The 20,991-nt window shown below is 70.4% G+C and carries 23 protein-coding genes; 11 read left to right on the top strand and 12 right to left on the bottom strand.

From position 1 onward, the window contains the following. Positions 1–2: 2 nt before the first annotated feature. Together QSK32_RS35320 and QSK32_RS35315 are read right to left on the bottom strand one after the other, a co-directional pair. Positions 3–263 carry a DUF3040 domain-containing protein gene (locus QSK32_RS35320; RefSeq protein WP_045747192.1) on the bottom strand — a complete coding sequence of 87 codons (261 nt, stop codon included), beginning with the start codon at positions 261–263 and terminating at the stop codon, positions 3–5. A 71-nt stretch (positions 264–334) separates the two neighbouring features. Further along, positions 335–1,426: a M20/M25/M40 family metallo-hydrolase gene (locus QSK32_RS35315; protein WP_285474356.1), complete on the bottom strand. Its 1,092-nt coding sequence runs from the start codon at positions 1,424–1,426 to the stop codon at positions 335–337. 92 nt (positions 1,427–1,518) lie between these two features. Between QSK32_RS35315 and QSK32_RS35310 the strand changes: the two genes are divergently transcribed. The 7 genes from QSK32_RS35310 to QSK32_RS35280 all read left to right on the top strand — a co-directional run bounded on the left by QSK32_RS35310 (position 1,519) and on the right by QSK32_RS35280 (position 7,073). Further along, a complete protein-coding gene (locus QSK32_RS35310) occupies positions 1,519–2,301 on the top strand; it encodes a GNAT family N-acetyltransferase (protein ID WP_285474355.1) in 783 nt (260 codons plus the stop codon). Further along, the gene (locus tag QSK32_RS35305) at positions 2,298–2,921 is read left to right on the top strand and encodes a MurR/RpiR family transcriptional regulator (protein ID WP_045747194.1); all 624 of its coding nucleotides are present in this window, start codon (positions 2,298–2,300) and stop codon (positions 2,919–2,921) included. Before QSK32_RS35310 ends, QSK32_RS35305 begins: the two co-directional genes overlap by 4 nt. Further along, positions 2,921–4,045, top strand: a complete 1,125-nt coding sequence (menC, locus tag QSK32_RS35300; protein ID WP_045747195.1) for an o-succinylbenzoate synthase — start codon at positions 2,921–2,923, stop codon at positions 4,043–4,045. The genes QSK32_RS35305 and menC overlap by 1 nt, the downstream gene beginning before the upstream one ends. Before the next feature lie 97 nt (positions 4,046–4,142). Further along, positions 4,143–5,267 (top strand): glycoside hydrolase family 18 protein, encoded by a 1,125-nt coding sequence (locus QSK32_RS35295; protein ID WP_285474354.1) that lies wholly within the window; start codon positions 4,143–4,145, stop codon positions 5,265–5,267. Between the two features lie 80 nt (positions 5,268–5,347). Then, a complete protein-coding gene (locus tag QSK32_RS35290; protein WP_285474353.1) occupies positions 5,348–5,665 on the top strand; it encodes a type VII secretion target in 318 nt (105 codons plus the stop codon). Beyond that, positions 5,662–6,789 (top strand): WXG100 family type VII secretion target, encoded by a 1,128-nt coding sequence (locus QSK32_RS35285; protein ID WP_285474352.1) that lies wholly within the window; start codon positions 5,662–5,664, stop codon positions 6,787–6,789. Before QSK32_RS35290 ends, QSK32_RS35285 begins: the two co-directional genes overlap by 4 nt. Further along, positions 6,747–7,073, top strand: a complete 327-nt coding sequence (locus tag QSK32_RS35280; protein ID WP_285474351.1) for a hypothetical protein — start codon at positions 6,747–6,749, stop codon at positions 7,071–7,073. The genes QSK32_RS35285 and QSK32_RS35280 overlap by 43 nt, the downstream gene beginning before the upstream one ends. 38 nt (positions 7,074–7,111) lie before the next feature. Here QSK32_RS35280 and QSK32_RS35275 read toward each other — a convergent pair whose 3' ends face one another. From QSK32_RS35275 to QSK32_RS35245, 7 genes are all read right to left on the bottom strand, one after another. Further along, positions 7,112–7,486 (bottom strand): hypothetical protein, encoded by a 375-nt coding sequence (locus QSK32_RS35275; RefSeq protein WP_285474350.1) that lies wholly within the window; start codon positions 7,484–7,486, stop codon positions 7,112–7,114. Between the two features lie 188 nt (positions 7,487–7,674). Beyond that, positions 7,675–8,190, bottom strand: coding sequence for a hypothetical protein (locus QSK32_RS35270; RefSeq protein WP_285474349.1), 516 nt, complete (start codon positions 8,188–8,190; stop codon positions 7,675–7,677). A gap of 118 nt (positions 8,191–8,308) precedes the next feature. Next, positions 8,309–8,809: a hypothetical protein gene (locus QSK32_RS35265; protein WP_285474348.1), complete on the bottom strand. Its 501-nt coding sequence runs from the start codon at positions 8,807–8,809 to the stop codon at positions 8,309–8,311. Between the two features lie 10 nt (positions 8,810–8,819). Next, complete coding sequence (locus QSK32_RS35260) at positions 8,820–10,007, bottom strand: ABC transporter permease (RefSeq protein WP_285474347.1); 1,188 nt, start codon at positions 10,005–10,007, stop codon at positions 8,820–8,822. Next, positions 10,004–10,684 carry an ABC transporter ATP-binding protein gene (locus QSK32_RS35255; RefSeq protein WP_285474346.1) on the bottom strand — a complete coding sequence of 227 codons (681 nt, stop codon included), beginning with the start codon at positions 10,682–10,684 and terminating at the stop codon, positions 10,004–10,006. The genes QSK32_RS35260 and QSK32_RS35255 overlap by 4 nt, the downstream gene beginning before the upstream one ends. A gap of 3 nt (positions 10,685–10,687) precedes the next feature. After that, the gene (locus QSK32_RS35250; RefSeq protein ID WP_285474345.1) at positions 10,688–11,851 is read right to left on the bottom strand and encodes an efflux RND transporter periplasmic adaptor subunit; all 1,164 of its coding nucleotides are present in this window, start codon (positions 11,849–11,851) and stop codon (positions 10,688–10,690) included. 49 nt (positions 11,852–11,900) lie between these two features. Next, a complete protein-coding gene (locus QSK32_RS35245; RefSeq protein ID WP_285474344.1) occupies positions 11,901–13,010 on the bottom strand; it encodes an efflux RND transporter periplasmic adaptor subunit in 1,110 nt (369 codons plus the stop codon). A gap of 58 nt (positions 13,011–13,068) precedes the next feature. Between QSK32_RS35245 and QSK32_RS35240 the strand changes: the two genes are divergently transcribed. Then, complete coding sequence (locus QSK32_RS35240; RefSeq protein ID WP_169792519.1) at positions 13,069–14,076, top strand: sensor histidine kinase; 1,008 nt, start codon at positions 13,069–13,071, stop codon at positions 14,074–14,076. Here QSK32_RS35240 and QSK32_RS35235 read toward each other — a convergent pair. Further along, entirely contained in the window at positions 14,073–14,456 is a 384-nt protein-coding gene (locus QSK32_RS35235; RefSeq protein WP_285474343.1) for a response regulator transcription factor, read from the bottom strand. The genes QSK32_RS35240 and QSK32_RS35235 overlap by 4 nt on opposite strands. Positions 14,457–14,491: 35 nt before the next feature. Between QSK32_RS35235 and QSK32_RS35230 the strand changes: the two genes are divergently transcribed. Further along, a complete protein-coding gene (locus QSK32_RS35230) occupies positions 14,492–16,360 on the top strand; it encodes an ATP-binding protein (RefSeq protein WP_285474342.1) in 1,869 nt (622 codons plus the stop codon). Between the two features lie 138 nt (positions 16,361–16,498). Here the strand turns inward: QSK32_RS35230 and QSK32_RS35225 are convergent, their stop codons facing one another. Beyond that, positions 16,499–16,813, bottom strand: a complete 315-nt coding sequence (locus QSK32_RS35225; protein WP_285474341.1) for a TetR/AcrR family transcriptional regulator — start codon at positions 16,811–16,813, stop codon at positions 16,499–16,501. 365 nt (positions 16,814–17,178) lie between these two features. On the opposite strand from QSK32_RS35225, the gene QSK32_RS35220 reads away from it, so the two are divergent. Next, positions 17,179–18,165, top strand: coding sequence for an NsdA family TPR-like regulatory protein (locus QSK32_RS35220; RefSeq protein WP_502872580.1), 987 nt, complete (start codon positions 17,179–17,181; stop codon positions 18,163–18,165). A 1-nt stretch (position 18,166) separates the two neighbouring features. Further along, entirely contained in the window at positions 18,167–19,063 is an 897-nt protein-coding gene (locus QSK32_RS35215) for a 1-aminocyclopropane-1-carboxylate deaminase/D-cysteine desulfhydrase (protein WP_045746138.1), read from the top strand. On the opposite strand, the gene QSK32_RS35210 is transcribed toward QSK32_RS35215, so the two are convergent. Beyond that, positions 19,060–20,916 (bottom strand): pentapeptide repeat-containing protein, encoded by a 1,857-nt coding sequence (locus QSK32_RS35210; RefSeq protein WP_285474339.1) that lies wholly within the window; start codon positions 20,914–20,916, stop codon positions 19,060–19,062. The genes QSK32_RS35215 and QSK32_RS35210 overlap by 4 nt on opposite strands. Positions 20,917–20,991: the final 75 nt, after the last annotated feature.

Below are 20,991 nucleotides of genomic sequence, written 5' to 3'. Positions count from 1 at the left end.
TCTCAGCGACGTTTGCGGCGGCGGTGGATCAGGACGACGGCTACGGCGGCGGCGAACACGTCGACGGCGATGATCACGCCGGGCCAGCCGAACAGCAGCATGACCAGCGGTGCGCAGATGAAGAGCAGTGCGCAGAGGCCCGCGACGGCGGGGAACGGCTGTTCGGCCGCCGGTGCGGACATCCGGGCGGCGAATTCGGGGTCGGCGACGGCGAGCTGCTGCTCGAGGTCGTCGAGGATGCGGCGGTCTCGATCGTCCAACATCGATACCCTTTTCGGAGTCCTCAGATCGAGGGGTCGTACCCCGGCGGGTCGCTCGTCAAACGCCGTCCGCGTCAGAGATGCCTCAGGAGAGCGGCGAGCAGGGCGGTGCGTTCGGTGATCCCGGCGGCGGACACCCATTCGGTACGCGCATGCGCACCCCCACCCCGAGGGGCGAGTCCATCCACAGTAGGCCTTCCGAGTGCTCCCGTGGTGTTCGTGTCGGCGGCCCCGTCCGCGGGCCGTCCGCCGATGTCCTGTCCGATGCCGGCCGCGATCTCCCGGATCCGTCCGAGGAGCCGCTCCCCCGCCGGGCCGGGCCGCCAGGTGGGCCGGTGCGACAGCAGTTCCGTGGTGATGGTCGCGCCGCCCCGGACCGGGTGCAGGGCGTGGAGCCCGCCGAGCACGGCTTCTTCGTCGACCGGGTCGAGGAAGCGGAGTCCCAGGTCGGCGTGGGCGTGTCCGGCGACCACGTTGGTGCGCCCACCGCCGGCCACCGTCCCGGTGTTGAGCAGGACCTGACGGCCGGTGACGAGGCCCCGGATCCCGGTCAGCTGGTCGACGAGTTCGTCGATGGCGCTGACGCCGGTGTCCGGGTCGAGGGCGGCGTGCGCTTCGACGCCGGTGATCGTGATGCGGGCCCGGGTGCTGCCGCGCCGACCGGTTTTCAGGTCACCGCCGGGGTGCGGGGGTTCCAGTCCGAGGATCGCGGTGGCCCGGTTCGCCTCGGCGCGGACCAGGCCGCCGGCGGTCGGGGAGCCGATCTCCTCGTCCGCGACGACGATCACCCGGAGTTCCGGGTGGGGACCGCCGGCGATCGTCCGGACGGCGGTGAGCAGGGCGGCGAGGCCCGCCTTGGTGTCGTAGACGCCGGGGCCCCGGATCACGTCACCGTCCACGGTCCAGGGCAGTTCGGCGAGGGTGCCGACGGGCCAGACGGTGTCGTAGTGGCTGAGCAGCAGGATCGGCCCGCCGTCCGTGTTCCGGGCGGGCAGGGTCCAGATCAGGTGGTCGCCGGTCGGGTGCCGCTCCCGGTCGACGTGGAATCCGGCGTGTGCCGCGTCGGTCTCCAGCGCGGCGGCGAGCGTGTCCAGGGATCGGCGGTCGCCGGTCGGCGATTCGAGCAGCGTGTACCGGCGGAGCGCCTCAACGGTCTCGGAATCCATATATGAACGCTAAGTTTCCGGTCAGGCGTTGTCAACGAGCGTAGTAGCGGCCAGGATGGCGGTTATACGTTTCTTATCCTGGGGGTGGCAGCATGGTGGGAGACAGCGTGGACGGTGTCACGGTCCGCGAGCTGGACACCCTCACCGAGTGGACGGCCGCCTCCGCGCTGTACCGGTCGGTCTTCGACTACCGGGATCCCGAGTGGGCGCTCAGCCCGCGGCTGCTGGCCGCGTTGCGGGAGAACTCCGGTTCGGTGATCGGGGCGTTCGACCCGCACGGTGTCATGGTGGGTTTCTGTTTCGGTTTCTGCGCGGTCGAGGACGGCGAGATCTACCACTACAGCCAGGCCGCGGTGGTCGCGCCGGGTGCGCAGGGCGGCGGGGTGGGACGCGAGCTGAAACGGGCACAGGCCCTGGTGGCGCGACGCACGGGGGCGCATTCCATGCGGTGGACCTTCGATCCGTACGCGCTGCGTAACGCGCATTTCAATCTGCATGTGCTGGGGGCGACCGGAATCCGTTTCCTGCCCGATTTCTACGGGACCGCCGGGGCGGACCGGGTTCTCGTCCGGTGGGATCTCGACGGGACCGCTTCTCCGCGTACCCGGAAGGGCTCGAGCGTGGTGGCACCGGCGGGTGAGTCGATCGCCGCGCCGGGGGCGGAGGACCGGGTCTGGTTGCGGCGCGAGTTGCTGGACCGGTTCGCCGGCGGCGGTGTCCTGACGGCGGTGACACGGCCGCCCGGCGTCACCGACCGCGTGGTCTATTCATTCTCGGACAGCGACACCACGGCATCACCGGGCGTCGACGGCGGGACGGCGGCGGGGGAACGACGCGACCGGAACGCGACCGGACACCCGGGGGCTGTCGCGTGACGACGCCGGCGGAGCGGTTCGACCGCAATGTGCAGCGGCGGTCGGCGAAGGTGCTCAAGCAGCGGGTCCTGGAGCAGCAGCGGGCCGAGTTCGGCAAGGCACTGGCCTGGGCCGCCGAACATGATGCGATCGAGCGGGCGGCCGCGCTGATCGTGTCGGCGCGGCGCCGCTTCCTTCTGGGGTACGGCAAGTCGCACGGTTACGCGTCGTTGCTGGCCACCGACCTGAGCGGCGGTCTGTCCGGCGTGCACCTGGTCGGGGACGGTGCGTTGCGGCCGTTGGACGTGCTCGGTGACATCCGGCAGGGTGATCTGCTCGTCGCGGTGTCGATGGAGCGGTACCGGCGGGAGACCGTCGAGGTGGCGTCGGCCTATGTGCGGCACGGCGGTGACCTGGTGCTGATCACCGATGCCGAGGATGCCCCGCTGGCGGGGGCGGCCACGGCACGGATCGTGATCGGCGCGGATTCGGCGTCGTTCGCGAATTCGCCGACGGCGGTGGCGCTCGCGTTGCATCTGCTCGCCACGTTGACCATCGCCAGCTCGAAGGGGGCCGGGCGGCGTCTGCGGGACCGCGATGCGCTCGCCGCGGAGCTGGGACTCTATGTCGAGGAGGGCTGATGCGGGTCGAGCGGGTGGAGTTGCGGCGGGTGCGGTTGCCGCTGGTGCACGAGTTCCGGACCAGTTCGCATGCGAAGCGGTCGCTGGAGCACATCCTGGTGACGTTCACCGACGGTGACGGCACGGTGGGGTGGGGCGAGATCGCGTCGCCGAGCGGTCCCTGGTACGCGGCGGAGACCGTGGACACCTGCTGGGAGGTGGCGCGGTCGTTCCTGATCCCGTTGACCCTGGGGTGTTCGTGGGAGCATCCGGCGGACCTGGCCGCGGCGCTGGCGAAGGTGCGGGGCAATCACTTCGCGCGCGCCGGGTTCGACATGGCGGCGTGGTCGCTGTGGACGACGGCGCGCGGGGTGTCGCTGGCGTCGGCGCTCGGCGGGACGCGGGACCGCGTGGCGGCCGGGGTGTCGCTGGGCATCGAGGCGACCGTGGACGATCTGCTGCGCCAGGTCGCGGCACAGGTGGATGCGGGGTACCGGCGGGTCAAGCTGAAGATCGCCCCGGGGTGGGACGTCGAGCCGGTGCGGGCGGTGCGGGCGGCCTTCCCGTCGCTGGCGGTGCACGTGGACGCGAACGGTGCGTACACGCCGGCCGACACGCCGATTTTCACGGCGCTCGACGACTGCGGGCTGACGATGATCGAGCAGCCGTTCGCGCCGCGGGATCTGATCGGGCACGCCGGGCTGCAGGAACGGCTGGGCACCCCGGTGTGCCTGGACGAGTCGGTCGAGGAGACGGCCGATCTGGCCACCGCGTTACGGCTGGGGTCGGGTCGCGTACTCAACATCAAGGTGTCCCGGATGGGTGGCCTGACCGCCGCGGTCCGCGCCCACGACATGGCGGTGGCGCACGGCATGGCGGTGTGGTGCGGTGGCATGCACGAGTTCGGGATCGGCCGGGCCGCGAACGTGGCGCTCAGCGCCCTGCCCGGTTTCACCCTGCCGTCGGACGTCTCCGGGTCGGACAAGTATTACGCCCGGGACGTGACCACCCGGCCGATCGTCTGCACGGACGGTTTCGTGGCGGTGCCGGCAACGCCGGGCACAGGCTGGGATCCGGACCTCGACTTCATTGCGGAAAATGTGATCGACTCCACTTCGGCGTCGCATCCCGCGCATATTCCGTGACATTTCCGGACGATTGTCGGCAATTCTGTCCGACGGCTTTCCGATGCCTTTGCGATCGCTGTGACAATAGCATTCCCGGAAATGCGATGATCGGCCGATGCATCGGATCCGCCGCCCCCTGGTCTGCCTGACGGCCGTCGCGCTGCTGCTCACCGGGGCCTGCAAGACGCAGTCGTCGGCCGCGAGCACCCCGGTCGCCATCGTCGCGAGCACCTCCGCGTCCACCGCTCCGTCGGCGTCGTCCGCGTCGCCGTCACCGGTGCGGTCGCTGTCGTCGACGGCCGCGACCGCCACCGCGTCCCCGTCGCCGTCGGCGTCCCGATCCGCCGCGGTCGCCGCGACGACGGCCGACAAGGCGCCGGCCGCCGCGCCCTACCTGGACGTGGTCAGCGGGACCGCGGACATCGCGGCGATCAGCAAGAAGACCGGGCTGACCGACTTCACCCTGGCGTTCGTGCTGGCCGCCACGGACGGGTCCTGCACGGCCACCTGGGGCGGCGAGAAGAAGATCACCGACAGCGGAGTCCAGGAGATCACCGACGCGATCGGTGACGTCGGCGGCGAGGCGGTGGTCGCCACCGGCGGCGCGAGCGGAACCTACCTGGAGAGCGTCTGCTCCGCGTCCGAACTGGCCACGGCCTACGGGGACGCGCTCGACGCGGCGGACAGCAACACCCTCGACGTCGACATCGAACAGTCGGTCGACGTCGACACGGTCACGTCCGCACTGGCGATCCTGCAGAAGAAGCGGGACACCGCGATCAGCCTGACCGTGCCGGTCGAGGGCACCAGCGCCGGCCTGTCCGACGCGGCGACCACCCTGCTGCGGTCCGCCGAGAAAGCCGGCGTCGAGGTCACCGTCAATGCGATGACGATGAACTTCGGGTACGACGGCAACTGGGGTGACGCGATGAACGCGGCCACCGAGGCCGTGCACGCCGACATGGCCGCCATCTGGACCGGCCGCAGCGACGCGCAGCTGTACCGGATGCTCGGCATCACCCCGATGATCGGCGTCAACGACACCGGGCCGGTGACGACGGTCGCGCACGCGAAGACGGTCCTGTCGTTCGCCGAGGAGAAGAACCTCGCTTTCGTACGCTTCTGGTCCATCAACCGTGACAACGGCGACTGCGCCGACGGCTCCCTGAGTTTCGACTGCTCCGGCATCGACCAGAACGACTACGCGTTCACCAAACTGTTCGCCGACTTCGACGAATAGGGCATCACGCCCACACCCTGAGCCGGACCGCCCCGCCCCGTGTACACCCCGCCACAGGCTTGCCGACGGCGGAGGTTGCGGTGGACGACGGATCGTTGAACGTGCCGGCCGGCGACGTGCGCCGGCACACCGGCCATTTGAACACGATCGCCGGCGCGCTGGAAGCAGCACGGCAGGCGGGCGACACGGTCCGGCCCGGGCCGCAGACGTACGGCCGCCTCTGCGTGATCGTCCCCGCGCTGCTCGGCCGGCTCCAAGCCCCACTGGTCGAGGTCATGGCCGCGGCCTCGCGGTCGGTCCGCGAAACCGCGAGGGATCTGGACGCGGCGGTCGAGGGCTACACGGGCGCCGACGAGGCGGCCGCCACCGGGCTCCGCGACAGCGGAACCCTGCGGTGAGCCAGCCGATCGCGCCGGGGACGGCGTGGGCCGGAGTCGGGATCGCCGAGGACATCGCGTCGATCCGGCACGGTGTCGAGAACGGCAGCTGGATCGACGGCTCCATCGGCGTGGTGGGCGCCGGACTCGACACTCTCGCCCTGGTCAGTGACCCGCTGGGCGTCCTGATGCAGTACGGCGTCGCCTGGATCATCGAGCACGTCCGGCCGCTCACCGAGGCTTTGGACCAGCTCGCCGGCGATCCGGCGGCGATCGCCGGCGCCACGGCGACCTGGCGGGACATCGCTGCCGGACTGCAGTGGCAGGCGGAGGAGTTCCGGCACGCCGTCCGTCTCGACCTCTCCGAGTGGACCGGCGACGGCGGCGACGCCTATCGCGCCCGGTCGGCAGAGCAGGAGCAGGCCGTCATCGCGCTGGCCCGGGCCGCGGAGACGATGGCGGCGATCACGGAGGGCGCGGGTCTGCTCGTCGCCGCGGTCCGGCTCCTGGTCCGGGACGCGATCGCCACCCTGGTCTCCCGGCTCGTCGTCTACGCCGCCGAGGAGGTCGCCACGCTCGGCGCGGCCACACCGTTCGTCATCGAGCAGGTGGCCACACTGGTCAGCTCGTGGGCGACCCGCATCGCCGGCTGGCTGCGGGGTCTGCTGCGAAGCCTGCGCAACCTGTTCCCCGCCGTCGAACGCACCAGCGGGCACCTCGACGAGCTCCGGAAGCTCCTCGACCGAATCCGCGAGAAGCCTGCGGCACCGGCCCTCCACCGGGCCAAGAAGCGGGGTGCCGGGCCGATCCAGCTGTTCCGGATGGAGTCGGTGTACGCCGTCGCCGCGAAATACGACATCGACCTCTCCGGCCTGCGCATCTCTCTGGGCCCCAAGAGCCGCCGCGGTTACGACGGAGCGACAGCCCCCGACGGTTCCATCACGTTGCTTTCCAGTGCTTTCCGCAGCGAGGAGACCCTGGCAAGAACACTGGTCCATGAACGTTTCCACCGGGACGACCTCGCTGCCGGACATCCGTATCCACAGACCGACGCCGATGTTCCCCCGTTCGAGGACCGGGCCTACGCATATGAGGAGTACTGGTGGAACAATCAGCCGATCCGCCCCGAACCGAAAGCCCGGTGATGGCGACATTTGAGGCTTGGCTCGACGCTTGGGACGCCGTGTACGACCTGCCGCCCGGGCCGTATCCGGCTGCCTGCCCCCGATGCGGCGAACGGTGTCTGCATCTCGTCTTCACCGCCCTTCCCGGCTGGGAATCGGGCTACGCGCATCTATGGTGTGACAGTTGTCTGCACGGCATCGTGATCTCACGCGCTTCGGTTCCTGACGATGCCGTCGTTCAGGACATGTCGCAGCCGCCGGAGGAGCGGGAGCCGCGGATTCCGAACTTCCGCCTCGAACACTGATCCGCAGCCCGGCATGCGAGACCGGGCTGCGGCGCCGGTCAGCGCGGGGCGCCGCCGGGACCGCCGCCCTGCTGCGGGCCGGCGCCGGGGCCGTTGGGCGGGACGGCACCCGCCGACGGGATCACCTGCGGTGCCGCAGAGGCCGCGGCGGCCTGGGTGGCGGTGGCTTCGGTAGCGGGGGCCGCTGAGTCCGAGGAGGTGGCGGCGGCCTCGGTGGCGGAGACCGTCGCCTTCGTGGTGAGTTCGGCGCTGGGGGCGCGGACCACGCTCGTCACCACGACGCCGATGTAGAGGACGGCACCCGCGGCCGCCACCAGGCCGGACGTCATGAGCAGACGACGGCGGCGACCGGAGCTGTCGACGAAGACCTTGGCGTTGGTGGGTTCGTTGAGCTTGGTGGAGGCGTAGATCATGGTCGCGGGTCCCCTTGAATCCTGGTTGGTGGTGTCCAGGACGCTAAGCGCGTTTTCTGAGGGAACCCTTTGCCGAATCCCAGCGAACTCTGTGGAAACGGATCATCTGTGGGAGCGGGCCGCACGGGCCTGGCGCCGGGAGAACCTCCCGGGACTTCTCGAGGCCCGTGCCGGTGACGGCTCCCCGGTCAGGCCTTCACATCCAGGATGTCCCCGCTGCTGAGCACGCTGCGCAGCTGGGTCAGGTCGACACCGCGGTTCTGCATCAGGCCGATCAGTCCGGCGGCGCTGGTGGCCTGCTCGGTGACGTCCTTGGTGTCCATGTCCAGCAGGTCGCTGACCTGCTGAAGCTTCTCCTTGTCCTGGAGGCCGGAGTTCTCGCCGCGGCCGGCCGGCGCGGCGGGCGGCGGGGGCGGGGGCGGCGGCGGGGTGGCGCCGTCGCTCGAGGCGATCTTCTCGGCGGCGCCGGCGGCCGCGGTGGCCGGCAGGCCCTGTTCGATCGCTGCTATCAGGTCGTCGTGGGACACGCCCCGTTCGGTGGCGATGTCGTTGAGCGTCTTACCGGTGCCGAGCTCGTCCTTCAACTCCGCGCTGCTCAGGCCGAGTGTTTCGGCAACCTTCATCATCGGGTCGTTCTTCGGCTGTGCCGGTTGGTACGTGGCCGTATACCCGCCAGCCGAGACGCTGCTGATGGAGGTCGTCATGTCGGTGCTCTCCCCGCGTCCGTCGGGGCGCCTGTCGCCCCGCACAGTGGGTCAGATCGGCCGGACGGACGGCTACCTGCGTTTTCTCGCCCCATTCGATGAGAAAAAGACAGCGGGGTCAGGAGAAGCCGGTGACGGTGGTGGCGGTGACCGCTCCGGAGGCGTCGGCCGCGCCGTCGACGGTCACCGCCTGGCCGGCGACGAGTTCGGCGAGCGTCCCGATCCGGCTGGTACGGACGGTGGTCGTGTCGTTCGTCCGTACGATGACGGTCTGTCCTTGATCGGTTTGCAGGTAGAGGGTCGTCCCGTCGACCAGCTTGACCGTCCCGGACGTCCCCGATGCGCCGGAGACGGCCGCCGAGGGGCCGGGCTGCGGGCCCATCGAGAAGCCCCGGCCGGGCGGCGAGGCCGACGACGTGGTGGTGGCACCTCCCCAGCGGGTGTGTGCCAGGACGCCGCCGAGGAAGCCGCCGACCAGCAGGACCGCGGCGACCAGCGCCAGGGTGGTCCGGTTCCACCAGCGGCGGGGCGCGGCCGCGGCGAGCGCGTCGGTCAGGTCGTCGAGAGCGGGCGGCGGGTCGAGTACCTCGGTCTTGTCGTCGGCACGGGATTCAGGCAACGGAGGTTCCTCACTCGTAGCGCAGCGCGTCGATGGGCCGCAGCCGGGCGGCGCGGGCGGCGGGCAGGCCACCGAAGAAGAGCCCGATCAGGATGGAGACGCCCAGGGCGAGCACGACCGAGCTGGGCACGATCACCGGTCGGACGCCGACGATCTCGAACCGGCTGCCGAGGACGGCGGCGGCGACGCCCAGGCCACCGCCGATGACGCTGAGCAGGGTGGCCTCGATCAGGAACTGGGTCAGGATCACCCGGCGGGGCGCGCCGAGGGCTTTGCGGATGCCGATCTCGCGGGTTCGTTCGGTGACGGTGACCAGCATGATGTTGGTGATGCCGATGCCGCCGACCAGGAGGCTGATGGCGGCGACCGCGCCGAGTAGCGTGGTGAACGTGTCGGCGGTCTCGGTCTGCGTCTCGAGGAGCTGGGACGCGTTCTGGATGCGGTAGGAGGCTGTGCCGGAGGTGCCGGCGGGCAGCCGCTGGTCGAGGATGGTGGTGATCTCGGACTGGGCGGTGTCGACCATGCCGGAGCCGCGGGCCTCGACCAGGATCGAGCTGAGCGCGCCGTACCCGGCGATGACCTGCCGGACCGCGCTGATCGGGGCGACGGCGGTGTCGTTGGCGTCCTGGAATCCCGACGAGCTCTTCTCCTCGAGGACGCCGACCACGGTGAACAGGGCCCCGCCGATGGTGACCTGGACGCCGACCGGGTCGATGCCGGGGAACAGTTCCTCGGCGACGGTCTGCCCGATCACGGTGACCCGGCGGGCCTGGGCCTCGTCGTCGGCGGTGAACGCACTGCCGGAGCCGACGCCGAAGTTGGAGGCGGTGAACCAGTCCGGGGTGGTGCCGACGAACGCGCTGACCTCGTGGTCGCTGCCGTCGTAGGTGAGGGTGGCCGAGGTGCTGACCACCGGGGACACCGAGGCCACGTCGGGGGCGAGTACGGGGTCGTCGAGGGCGCCGGCGACGGCCATGGTCAGGCCGCCGCTGCCCCGGCTGGTGCTCATCACGGTCAGCGTGTTCGTGCCGAGCGCCTCGATGCGGTCGCTGATCGCCTTGGCGGAGCCGTTGCCGACGGCGACCAGCAGGATCACCGCGGCCACGCCGATCAGGATGCCGAGCATGGTCAGCGACGACCGCAGCTTGTTGGCGCCGATGCCGCGCAGCGCGAACCGGAGGATCTCCCACGGGCTCATGAGACGATCCGGCCGTCGAAGAGGGTGATCAGCCGGTCGGCGCGGGCGCCCACCTCGTCCTCGTGGGTGATCAGCACGATGGTGCGGCCGGCCGCGTTGAGGTCTTCGAACACGGCGAGCACCTCCTCGGTGGCGTGGCTGTCCAGGTTGCCGGTGGGTTCGTCGGCGAGCAGCAGGGCCGGTTCGGTGACCAGGGCGCGGGCCACCGCGACACGCTGCTGCTGGCCGCCGGAGAGCTGGTTGGGCTGGTGGCCGGCCCGGTCGGCGAGGCCCACCAGGTCGAGGGCGGACATCGCCCGGCGGCGCCGTTCGGCGGAACGGATGCCGGAGTACGCCAACGGCAGCTCCACGTTGGCGACCGCGCTGGTCCGGGGTATCAGGTTGAACGCCTGGAACACGAACCCGATCAGCCGGTTGCGGACCAGGGCGAGCTGGCTGTCCGACAGGGAGCCGACGTCCACCCCGTCGATCAGGTACGCCCCGGTGCTCGGCACGTCCAGGCAGCCGAGGATGTTCATCAGGGTCGACTTGCCGGACCCGGACGAACCCATGATCGCCACGTAGTCCGCGCGGTCCACCCGCAGGGTCACGCCGTCGAGGGCGCGGACCAGGGTGTCGCCCTCCCCGTACACCTTGGTCACGTCCCGCACGTCGAGGACCGGCCGGCTGCCGGGCATCGGTCAACGCCCGCCCGGTCCGGTGCCGCCTCCGGGCGGGGCACCGCCACCGCCGCTGAGTCCGCCGCCACCGAACCCGCCGGCGCCGCCGCCGGAGGTGGTGGTGGTGGTTCCGGTCGGGATGACCACCTTCTCGCCGGCGGTCAGACCGGAGATGATCTGGTACGCGTCGTCGCCCTGCAACCCGACCTGCACCGCCCGGGTCTGCTGCCCGCCGGCCGCGTCGAGCACGGTCACCGAGTGCCGGTTGCCGGTCGTGGTGACCGCCGCCGCGTTGACCGCGACCGCATCGGTGACGGTGCCGGTGACCACGGCGACGCTGACGGTCTGCCCCGGCCTGGCGCCCTCCGGCGGGTTCGGCAGGCTGATCGTCACCCCGTACGTGACGACGTTGTTGCTGCTCGTCGCGGTCGGGTCGATGGCGGTGACGGTGCCGGTGGCGGTGGCGTTCTGCAGGGCGTTCCAGGTGACGGTGGCGGTCTGGCCCTCGTCGAGCTGGGTGGCGTCGGCCTCGGAGAACGCGGCGGTGATCTGCAGTCTCGTCAGGTCGGCCAGGTCGACGAACCCGCCCGACGAGGTGGACGAGCCGGACGAGCCGGACGAGCCGGAGGTGCCGGACTGGGACGACGACGCCGAGGACGAGCCGCCGACCGTCCCGTTGATCGCGACCACGGTGCCGGACATCGGCGCGGCGAGCCGCGTGCCGGTGACCGCGGCCTGCGCCGCCTCGACCTGCAGTTCGGCCTGGGTGACCGCGTTGGTGGCGCTGCTCGTGTCGGTGCCGGCGTCCTCGGCCCGGTCGAGGGCGTCCTCGGCGGCGTCCAGGTCGGCCCGGGCCAGGGACAGGTCGCGCTGGGCGCTCGCCGGGTCGACCCGGGCCAGCAGTTCACCGGTGGCGACGGTCTGCCCGACTTTGACCTTGATGGTGGTGACCGTGCCGGCGGTGGTGAAGGTGGCCGTCGCGGTCGCGGCGCTGGCCACCGCGCCGTCGGCGGTGACCGTCCGGGTCACCTCGCCCTGGGTGACGGTGAGGGTGCGGGTGCCGGCGCTGGCCCGGGTGCCGGAGCCGGTGTCGCGCAGCAGGCTCCAGCCCCAGACGGCGGCGCCGACGAGCAGCAGCACCAGGAGGGCGTTGATGGCCGTACTGGGTCGTCGGAGCGCTTTCACCGCCTCATCATGCCGAGAAAGACCGGTTGATGGTGTGGTGATCCGGAAATCACCAGGAACGTACGACCTGAGCGCCCTCGTCCAGTCCGCCGGTTATCTCGGTGTACTGGTCACCGCGCAGGCCGACGGTCACCGACCGTTCCTCGGAGGTCGTGCCGGAGCGCAGCAGGACCGTGCCGGCGCCGTCGCTGATGTCGTGGACGGCGGTGGACGGCACCCGCAGCACGTCGTCGGCCTGCCCGGTGCGGACCCGGACCTGGGCGCTCTGGCCGATCAGCAGGTCCGCCGGGGCGTCGGTGAAGGCCAGCACCACGCCGTAGCGGACCAGGGTGCCGTCCGAGGTGCCGACCGGGTCGACCTGGACGACCGTGGCGGTCAGGCCGGCGGCGTCGGCGAGGGTCACGGTGGCGGTCTGCCCACTGGTCAGGGCACCCGCGTCGGCCTCCGGGAAGTCGGCCTCGACCTGCATGGTGGCGGTGCCGGCGAGGCTGACGAACGTGGTGCCGGCCTCGGCCTGGTCGCCGACGCCGCCGGCCACGGCGAGGACGGTACCGGCGATCGGCGCGGTGATCACGGTGCCGTCCAGGGCGTCCTCGGCCCGGTCGACGGCGCGTTCGGCGTTGTTGACCGCCTGTTCGGCGGTGAGGACCTGGTCGGCCCCGGTGTCCGGGTAGCCCTGCGTGACACAGGGCGTGGGGGCGGCGGAGATCGCGGGACGGGCGGTCACGCGTACACAGGAATCGGCGTTCTTGGTGGTCTTCGCGGCGGACAGGCGGGCCTGGGTGAGCCGGTCGCGGGCGTCGGCGAGTTTCTCCTCGGCGTCGCTGACGGCGGTGACCGCGTCGGTGTCCTCGATCGCGGCGAGCGTGTCACCCTTGTCGACGGTGTTCCCGGGACGCACGTCGACGGCGTCGACGGTGCCGGAGACGGCGAACGTCAGGTTGCGGGTGGTGGCCGGCTGTACGGTGCCAGTGGTGGCCACGTCGAGCGTGACCTCGCCCCGGTCCACGGCCGCTATCACGACGGTGGCCGGTGCGGCGGTCTCCTCGTCGGCGAGCGCCCAGGTGATACCGCCCGCAACGGCGCCCAGTGCGACGATCACGACACCGATCCCGCGCCAGTGCCGGTAACGACGGTTTCGCCCGGTTAGCTTGCTCATGATCCTAGATTGTGACGGTTTACCGCCTCATCGGACCTCGATTCGCAGGGAGCCCTCCGTGCAGAGCGTTTCGGCACAGCTCCCCCCGGTGGTCGAGGCCCTCGTGCAGCACGTCGAGTGCGGGGTGCTGATCGCCGCCGACGACGTGGTGGTCACCGCCAACCCGGCGTTCCTGCAACTCTTCGGGGCGATGCCGGACGAGCTGGCCGGCCTGCGGATCGACGAGATCGCCGACCGGGAGGCGCTGCGCAACGCCCCGGACTTCTGGACCGGGCGGCACGCCGCGCACGGCCACCGGCACCGGCACGCGCTGCCCGGCGACCGGGTGATCGAGGGACGCTGGCATCTGCTGCCGTCCGGCGGTCCCCGGCTGGTCGCCGCCGTGATCACCGACCTGACCGCGGAGGTGCAGGTCCGGCACCGGATGCGCGAACACAACCGGGCCCTGGCCGAACTGGCCGCGACCAAGACCGAACTGGTCAGCGCGCTGCTGCACGAACTGCGCACCCCGCTGGCCGCGGCGATGGCGATGGTCGGGCTGCTGCCGGAACGCACCGCCGACCCGATGGTCAACGACGCGCTGCCGACCATCTCCCGCAACCTGCGCCGCATCGAACACGCCGCCACCGAGATCGCCACGATCAGCAGCATCGAATGCGGGGCGACGGAGATGGCCGACGCCCCGTTCGACCTGCCGACCATGCTGATCGAGGTGGCCACCGAGGCGGGCGTGCCGGTGGACACCCGGCCCGGCGCCGGCGAGGTGACCGGCGACCGGACCCGGCTCGTCCAGGTGTTCCGGCGGCTGCTGAGCGCGGCGCGGGCCCTCGGCGGTGAGCCCCGCGTCGACGCCACGGCCGACGGCCACCAATGGTGTGTGGGGTTGCGGCTGCCCAGCCATCTGCCCGCCGACCAGCTGTTCACGGCGGGCGGGCCGGGCGGGAACGCGACCGCTCTGATGCTGGCGCGAGCGGTGGTGGGCCGGCACGGCGGTGAGGTCAGGGTCGAGACCTTCGGGGGTACGCCGTACCTGATGGTCCGCCTCCCCCGCGCGACGGCCGTCTAGCCGCGGGCCTGATGTCCCCGGGCGGTGAGGGCCGCGACCCGGGTCAGCAGGTCCTGCGCGGTGAACGGCTTGACCAGGTAGTCGTCGGCGCCCGCGTCGAATCCGGACGCCACGTCCAGCCACTGGCCCCGCCCGGTGAGCAGGATGATCGGGATGTTCGCGGTCTCGGCGTCGTCGCGCAGCGCCCGGCACACCTCGAGACCGGTCATGTCCGGCATCGTCACGTCCAGGACCGCACAGTCGGGCGGCTGCTCGTGGGCGGCCCGCAGACCGTCGCGACCGCAGGTGCGGGTGGCGACGTCCAGACCACCGGAGCGCAGCACCGTCTCGACGATCTGCAGGATCGTCGGATCGTCGTCCACGACAAGCACCGAAGTCACCCCAACCCCCTTGATCACTACATACAGTAAATGTCATGCCGGATCCGTATGATCCGAACGCCGATCGCCGGCTCTCACGGTGGACCGTGAGCCGGATGCTCGCCGCCGGGTACCTGATCACATTCCTCGCCCTGATCACCGTGGCCCTGGTCGCGGACAGCTCACCGGGCGACCACCGACTGCTCCTGGCCGTGGTCCTGATGGCCGCCGGGGTGACCGGGGTCTGCGCCTGGTTCACCGGTTCCCGGATCGCCGACCCGGTCACCACCCTCACCGAAGAGACGCCCGGCACGGCCTCCGGTCACGAGCACGAACCACGGGAGATCGCACAGGTGGCTTTGGCGCTGCACGCGTCGGCGGCCGAACTGCGGGCCGCCCACGACGAGACCGCGGCGGCGAGAGCGGCCGAGGCGGCGTTCCTGGCGACGCTGGACCAGCAGATCCGTACCCCGATGAACGCCATGATCGGAATGACCGGCCTGCTGCTCGGCACGGACCTGGACGAACGCCAGCGGGAACTGGTCGAGACCGTGCACGCCAGCGGCGGTTCCCTGCTCGCGACCGTCGACGACGTGCTGGACCTCGCCCGCGTCGACGCCGGCGACCTCACCCTCGACACGAAGCCGTTCGCCCTGCGCCGGTGCGTGCAGGAGGCGATGAACCGGGTCGCACCGGACGCCGCCGGCAAGGGCCTGCACCTGTCCAGCCACCTGACCGACGACTGCCCGGAGACGGTCGTCGGCGACGAGAACCGGATCCGGCAGATCCTGGCCGGGCTGCTCGGCAACGCGGTCACCTACACCGAACACGGCGCGGTGACCGTGGCGGTGTCGGCGGCACCGGACCTGGCCTGCGCCCAGACCGGGCGGGTGGCGATCCGGTTCGCCGTCCGGGACACCGGCATCGGCATCCCGGCCGACCGGCTGGACCGGCTGTTCGTGCCGTTCAGCAACGGGGCGTCGCTCAGCCTGGCGGTGGCCCGGCGGCTGGCCGCGGCGATGGACGGCGGAATCACGGTGGACAGCCAACCCGGACACGGGTCGACGTTCTCGGTCACGCTGCGCCTCGGCACCGCGGCGGGGGCCGTACCGGAGCCGGAACCTGCGGTCGCGGTGTCGCCGGCCCGGTCGCTGCTCGTGCTGGTCGCCGAGGACAACCCGGTGGACCAGCAGGTGGCCCGGCTGCTGCTGGAGCAGCGCGGCCACCGGGTGGAGACGGCCGGTGACGGGGAGACCGCGGTGGCGGCCATCCGGCGTACCCGATATGACCTGGTGTTGATGGATGTGCAGATGCCGGTGCTGGACGGGCTGACCGCCACCCGCCTGATCCGGGCCGACCCGCCGCCGCACGGGGCACCGCGGATCGTGGCGCTGACCGCGAACGCCCAGACCACCGACCGGACCGCCGCGGACCGGGCCGGCATGGCCGGGCTCCTACCGAAAGCGGACCTGGAGAAGGAACTGGACGCGGTGCTGGCCGAGGCTGCGGCCCACTCCGACGTGCTGCTCGCCGGGGACGGACCGCAGCCCGGCCCGGACGACGCGGAGTCCGACAACATCCGCGCCTGCGTGGACGCCATCACCGGCGACCGCGACGACGACCGGCACCGGGTCGCCGAACTCCTGTCGAACTTCGCCGACCGGCTGCCGGTGCTCCTGCACAAGATGGAGGACGCCGCGATCCACGGCGACACCCGCAACCTGGCCCGCCTCGCCCACGGCCTGAAGGGCTCGTCGGCGACCCTGGGCGCGAACCACTTCGCGGCGATGTGCGCCGACCTCGAGGACCGGGCGCTGCTGGACCCGGACGACTCCGGCGAACTGATCCGCGGCCTGCACCACCACGCGGGCGCCATCACCGGCGTGATGACGTCCCTCTCGCAGGAGCTGACCGACGTCCGGTGACCGCGGCGCCGCATGCACTGCGGGTGGGGCCGGGTCTGCCCGGGGATTCCACTCGCGGAGGTCTCGGGCATGACTACCGTCGGCGGTCGTACACCCGTGGCGGGTGTGGGCACTCCCACCACGGGTGTGACACTTTTTCTACAAACCAGTCCTGCCGGTCGACGGCGACCTGATCGGGTTCGGGCACCTGTCGGCGCCGGCATGGCGCACCCCGCGGCCGGGCCGAGGACCGCACTGACGCGGGCGGCCGCGGCCCGAGCCTGCCGCAGGCTGTTCGCGCCGTAACCGAGGCAACTCGTCCCAGTCGTCGACGTGCCGGTACAACGCCATCGGCGAACACCCGCGCAGCCCGGCCACCCGGCGCATGGTGACGGCCTCGACGCCGCCCTGCTCGGCGACCTCCCGCCCGGCACTCACGATCGCCGCCCGGCTCAGGGTCCTCTTGGTCGCCACCCCGCGACGCTACGGCATCCGGGGTCCGCGGACTCGCCGGGCAGACCGGTGATGGCTCACGCTCCACCGAAGCGACCCGCATGAAGATGCCAACGACAGGCCTCCGAGAGAGGGACCGAAGTCCCCTCGAAACCGTCTCCTCTTGGTCCGACGAAGCGGCCTGCATTAACATCCGCATAGGTATTCATCGACCTGTTCTCGCGATTCTATTCTGCTGATCGGCGAGCGGGGAGGATGGCAGTGATGCGCCTCATCGACCGGCCGACGGGACATCGACTACCCCGCCACCATCGCGATCATGAGCAGTATCGACAGAGGCGGCTAAACTGGCGAACAGGCCGGCCGACGATCGTCCGGGCGGTCTGATGGTCGCCCGACGTTCCGTTCTGATGATGCTGCTCGCAGGTGGCACGCTCATGATCGATCGCTCCGGATCCCCCGAGATTCCCATCAGGATCGACGCCGATGCCGTCGATCTCCTCCGCCGGCGCACCCGCAGTCTCCGCGATGAGTCCACCGAGGTCGTCGAACCGCTTGTCGACCGGCTGGAGTCACACGCCGGGCTCCTCAGCGGGCTGCTCGGCGGCGCACCGCGGACGTTCCGCGTGCCAATCGGTCAGATGGCCTCCGAGACGGCCTGGCTCGCCGCCAACGCGCACGCCGACAACGGCGACGACCGCCAGAGTCTCGAGTGGGGCAAACGGGCCGCCCGGCTGGCACGCGAGGTCAATGACCAAGACCTCCGTGCGCACGCGCTGACCCGGATCAGCCGCACCCATCTCTCGCTGAAGGACCCGGCCGCAGCATTGGAAGCCCTGGAACGCATCGACGCCCGACGGCTCTCGCCGTACGGCCGGGCCCGCCTGGAGGTTCATCGCGCACTCGCCTACTCCCGGCAGGAGACCGCCGCCGGACCGGTTCGTGCGAGCAGCGCCTTCCGCGCGCTGGACATCGCCCGGGAGTCCCTCATGGCCGCCGGTTCGCACAGCCCACGGCCCGAATGGGTGTGGTGGAACGACGACGAGGGGTTCGTCAAGAGCTGGGAATCGGAGGCCCTCCGCTCGCTGGAGTTGCCTCGGCTCGCCGTTCCCGCATTTCAACAGGCGATCGTCGCGGCAGGCCAGGAGGACATCCGTGAACTACCGTTCCTCCGCGGCGGGCTCGCCGAGGCACTCGCCCATGGCGGCGACCTGGACGCGGCAGCGGAGGAAGCGGTCCGGGCCGTTCTCCTCGCCCGCGCGGTCGACGCCGATGCAGCTCTGGGCCGCGTCCGCGCTCTCCATCGGACACTGAATCTGCGTGCCCCGCACAGCCGGCATGTGCAGTCATTGCGGGAAGCACTACGCTCGTGACATGCAGGAGCCGATGACACCGACGCCGCTGCACGAGATATCGGATCCGATTCTCGCCGAACGGCAGGTCCAGCTCTTCATGAAAAGGGACGACCTCATTCACCCCACCATTCCCGGAAACAAATGGCGGAAGCTGAAATACAACATCGCCGCCGCCCGGAACGCCGGGGCGCATTCTATTCTCACCTTCGGCGGCGCCTACTCCAACCACATCTATGCCGCCGCCTCCGCCGGAAAGATTTTCGGCTTCCGCATGATCGGCGTCATCCGCGGCGAGGAACACCTGCCGCTGAACGACGTGCTGCGGCACGCCGTCGACTGCGGCATGGAGATCACCTATCTCGACCGGCCCAGCTACCGCGACAAGTACGCACCGGAGGTGCTCGCACCCCTCCGCGAACGGTACGGCGACTTTCACCTGCTGCCGGAAGGCGGTTCGAACTGCCATGCGATCCGGGGCGTCGCAGAACTCGTCGACGAGTTGGACACGGAGTTCGATCACATCGTCTGCCCCATGGGCACCGGCGGGACACTCGCCGGGATCATCACCGGGCTCCAGGGCCGCGCACAGGTTCTGGGCGTCAGCTCCCTCAAGGGCGGCACCTTCCTCTACGACGATGTTCGCGCCCTGCTCTCTACCTGCGGCACGCCCGATCCTGGTAACTGGTCGGTTCTGCTCGACTACCACTTCGGTGGCTTCGCGAAGCACACCGCGGAACTCGACGCCTTCATCGCCGGCTTCCGAAAGCGACACGGCATCCCCCTGGACTTCGTCTACACCGGCAAGATGATGTACGGAATCTTCGACCTGGTGAAACAGGGCCATTTTCCGGCCGGGAGCCGGATCGTGGCCGTACACACCGGTGGCGTCGACACGAGCCGCAAGGTCGGCGACTAGCGTTTGACTCGATTGCGTACGGCCAGCAGGCCGAGCCCCAGCAGCAACGGGCCGAGGAGCCGGACGGTCAACCGCAGGACGGCACCAGTCGTGGTCAGCGCGACGTTCCGGTCCGGGGTGAAGACCAACGCGTCGATGGTGAACAGCAGGCCTTTCACATAGTTCGGTTCCACACCCGGATCAGCGACGAGGCCGTAGCGGGCGAAGAGGACGCCATGCACCAGGAGGACTCCGAGCAGACCCGCAAAGGCACGCCAAGCGTGTAGGCCGTACCCAGAGATCAACCAGTACAGGTACAGGATGACGCGGTCCGCCAAGGGCGTCGTCTCCGCCCTGCGGCGCATCTCCATCTCGCCGTAGTAGAAGTCCGCCGCGCCGGGCTCGTTCTTAGCGTCCTCGAACGACTTCCTCAACGCCCGGTACATGCTGGCGAGGCGATCGGCGGACAGAATCTCGACGGCGTTCCCGGTCTGTTCGGTGACCCAGCCCGGAACAGCCGTCACAGCCGTGCTCCACCGCCGTCGCACCAAGGCTGGTGACCGGCGGGCAGCCGATGCACGCCAGGAACGCTCCTCGGCGAGCACCCGCCGCCTTGTCCACAGCGGCAGAACCGGAATCCGGTGTCCGCGGACTCGGATCGCCGGCGATGCAGGCGATGAGCTGAACGCCCGCACCCCCTCGATTTTGATCTTGTCGAGATTGTGCGCGGCGGCGAAAAGACAACCGGCGATATCAAGATCGACAATGGTGAGGTTACTGACGTCGACGCGGCGCAACGAATGGATTCCCGGCCCCACCGGGTTCGCGACATCGGCCGTGAGAGCGGCGAGCGTCGAGGGCCCGGCGAACACCGCGCCGTCGAACACCATCGCACCCGCATCGAGACTAATGGATATCCCCTCGGCAAAACGCGCCCCCACCGCGACGAGACGGCCGGTAGAGACCTGGAGCCGCATCCTTCGCTGCACGACCGCGTGACTCAGAGTCAGAACCGGGCCGGTGTCCACCGGTCCGAGATCGGTGGCCTCGGCGAACTCGGCCCGCGAGAACCAGAGCCCACCCCGGAACGTCGATGCGTCGAGATAGCACTGACCACGGAAGCAACAACCGTCGAACCTCGCCGGACCGGCACAGTCCAGTCCGTCGAGCCAAACCGAACCGGTGAACTGGGCCTCATCGGTAGTCAGTTCCGACCGGAACCGCGCGCGGGTGGCCCGCAACTCGCGGGCGAACTCGGCACCGCCGAAGGATGCCTCCGCACCGAATTCCGCCTCCGTGAAAAGGGTAATGCCGCCGAAAGCACACCGACCGAAGTCGGCACCGGATCGGAACGAACAGCCCTCGAAGGAGGCGTCGCCACGAAAGGCCGCCCGAGCGAAACGGCTTCTACCGGCGACAACTGTCGCGTCGAACCGGGCCAGCCGGTCGACGGACGCCCCCATCATCGACAGGTTCCCGCCCACCACGCAACGCTCCAGCCACAATGACTGCCCGAACACCGCTTCGTCGAATGTCGTGCTGCTCGCGAACCGAGAACCGGTGAAACGGCCCTCGTCGACGAACCTGGTCTTGGTAAACATCGCCCGCCGGGTGAACCGGACTCGCTGGAAACGCGCGGGCGTCTCGAACATCGCCCCATCGAAACGGACACCGCCCCGGAATGTCGTCTCATCGAAGGTAACCTCGCCGTCGAAACGGCACCCGGAGAAGTCCACGTCATTCAGAAAGATCGCTCCGTCGGCGGCGAACCGATGGAAGACGGCAGGCTCGTCGCCTGTCAACCGGCTCAGGAGCGACCGCGTCACGCGTGTGCCCCGCAGATCGACCGCACCGTCGCGCCGCGCCTTCGCCACGAACTCCGCCACTGCGGAGGGGCCGGCATGAACTGCACACTTGTCCGAGTCCGTCAGCCGCACACCCCGGCATTG

Source organism: Actinoplanes sp. NBRC 101535 (assembly GCF_030269225.1).
In the GTDB taxonomy this organism is placed as follows: Bacteria; Actinomycetota; Actinomycetes; order Mycobacteriales; family Micromonosporaceae; genus Actinoplanes; species Actinoplanes rectilineatus.
Note: the sequence above shows the minus strand (reverse complement) of the source record. Positions and strands in the feature narration are given on the sequence as shown.

Excerpts from the sequence above, each read along its gene's own strand:
- QSK32_RS35320 (WP_045747192.1), bottom strand. The coding sequence starts at position 263 with ATGTTGGACGATCGAGACCGCCGCATCCTCGACGACCTCGAGCAGCAG.
- QSK32_RS35315 (WP_285474356.1), bottom strand. The coding sequence starts at position 1,426 with ATGGATTCCGAGACCGTTGAGGCGCTCCGCCGGTACACGCTGCTCGAA.
- QSK32_RS35310 (WP_285474355.1), top strand. The coding sequence starts at position 1,519 with ATGGTGGGAGACAGCGTGGACGGTGTCACGGTCCGCGAGCTGGACACC.
- menC (WP_045747195.1), top strand. The coding sequence starts at position 2,921 with ATGCGGGTCGAGCGGGTGGAGTTGCGGCGGGTGCGGTTGCCGCTGGTG.
- QSK32_RS35295 (WP_285474354.1), top strand. The coding sequence starts at position 4,143 with ATGCATCGGATCCGCCGCCCCCTGGTCTGCCTGACGGCCGTCGCGCTG.
- QSK32_RS35275 (WP_285474350.1), bottom strand. The coding sequence starts at position 7,486 with ATGATCTACGCCTCCACCAAGCTCAACGAACCCACCAACGCCAAGGTC.
- QSK32_RS35270 (WP_285474349.1), bottom strand. The coding sequence starts at position 8,190 with ATGACGACCTCCATCAGCAGCGTCTCGGCTGGCGGGTATACGGCCACG.
- QSK32_RS35260 (WP_285474347.1), bottom strand. The coding sequence starts at position 10,007 with ATGAGCCCGTGGGAGATCCTCCGGTTCGCGCTGCGCGGCATCGGCGCC.
- QSK32_RS35255 (WP_285474346.1), bottom strand. The coding sequence starts at position 10,684 with ATGCCCGGCAGCCGGCCGGTCCTCGACGTGCGGGACGTGACCAAGGTG.
- QSK32_RS35245 (WP_285474344.1), bottom strand. The coding sequence starts at position 13,010 with ATGAGCAAGCTAACCGGGCGAAACCGTCGTTACCGGCACTGGCGCGGG.
- QSK32_RS35230 (WP_285474342.1), top strand. The coding sequence starts at position 14,492 with ATGCCGGATCCGTATGATCCGAACGCCGATCGCCGGCTCTCACGGTGG.
- QSK32_RS35220 (WP_502872580.1), top strand. The coding sequence starts at position 17,179 with ATGGTCGCCCGACGTTCCGTTCTGATGATGCTGCTCGCAGGTGGCACG.
- QSK32_RS35215 (WP_045746138.1), top strand. The coding sequence starts at position 18,167 with ATGCAGGAGCCGATGACACCGACGCCGCTGCACGAGATATCGGATCCG.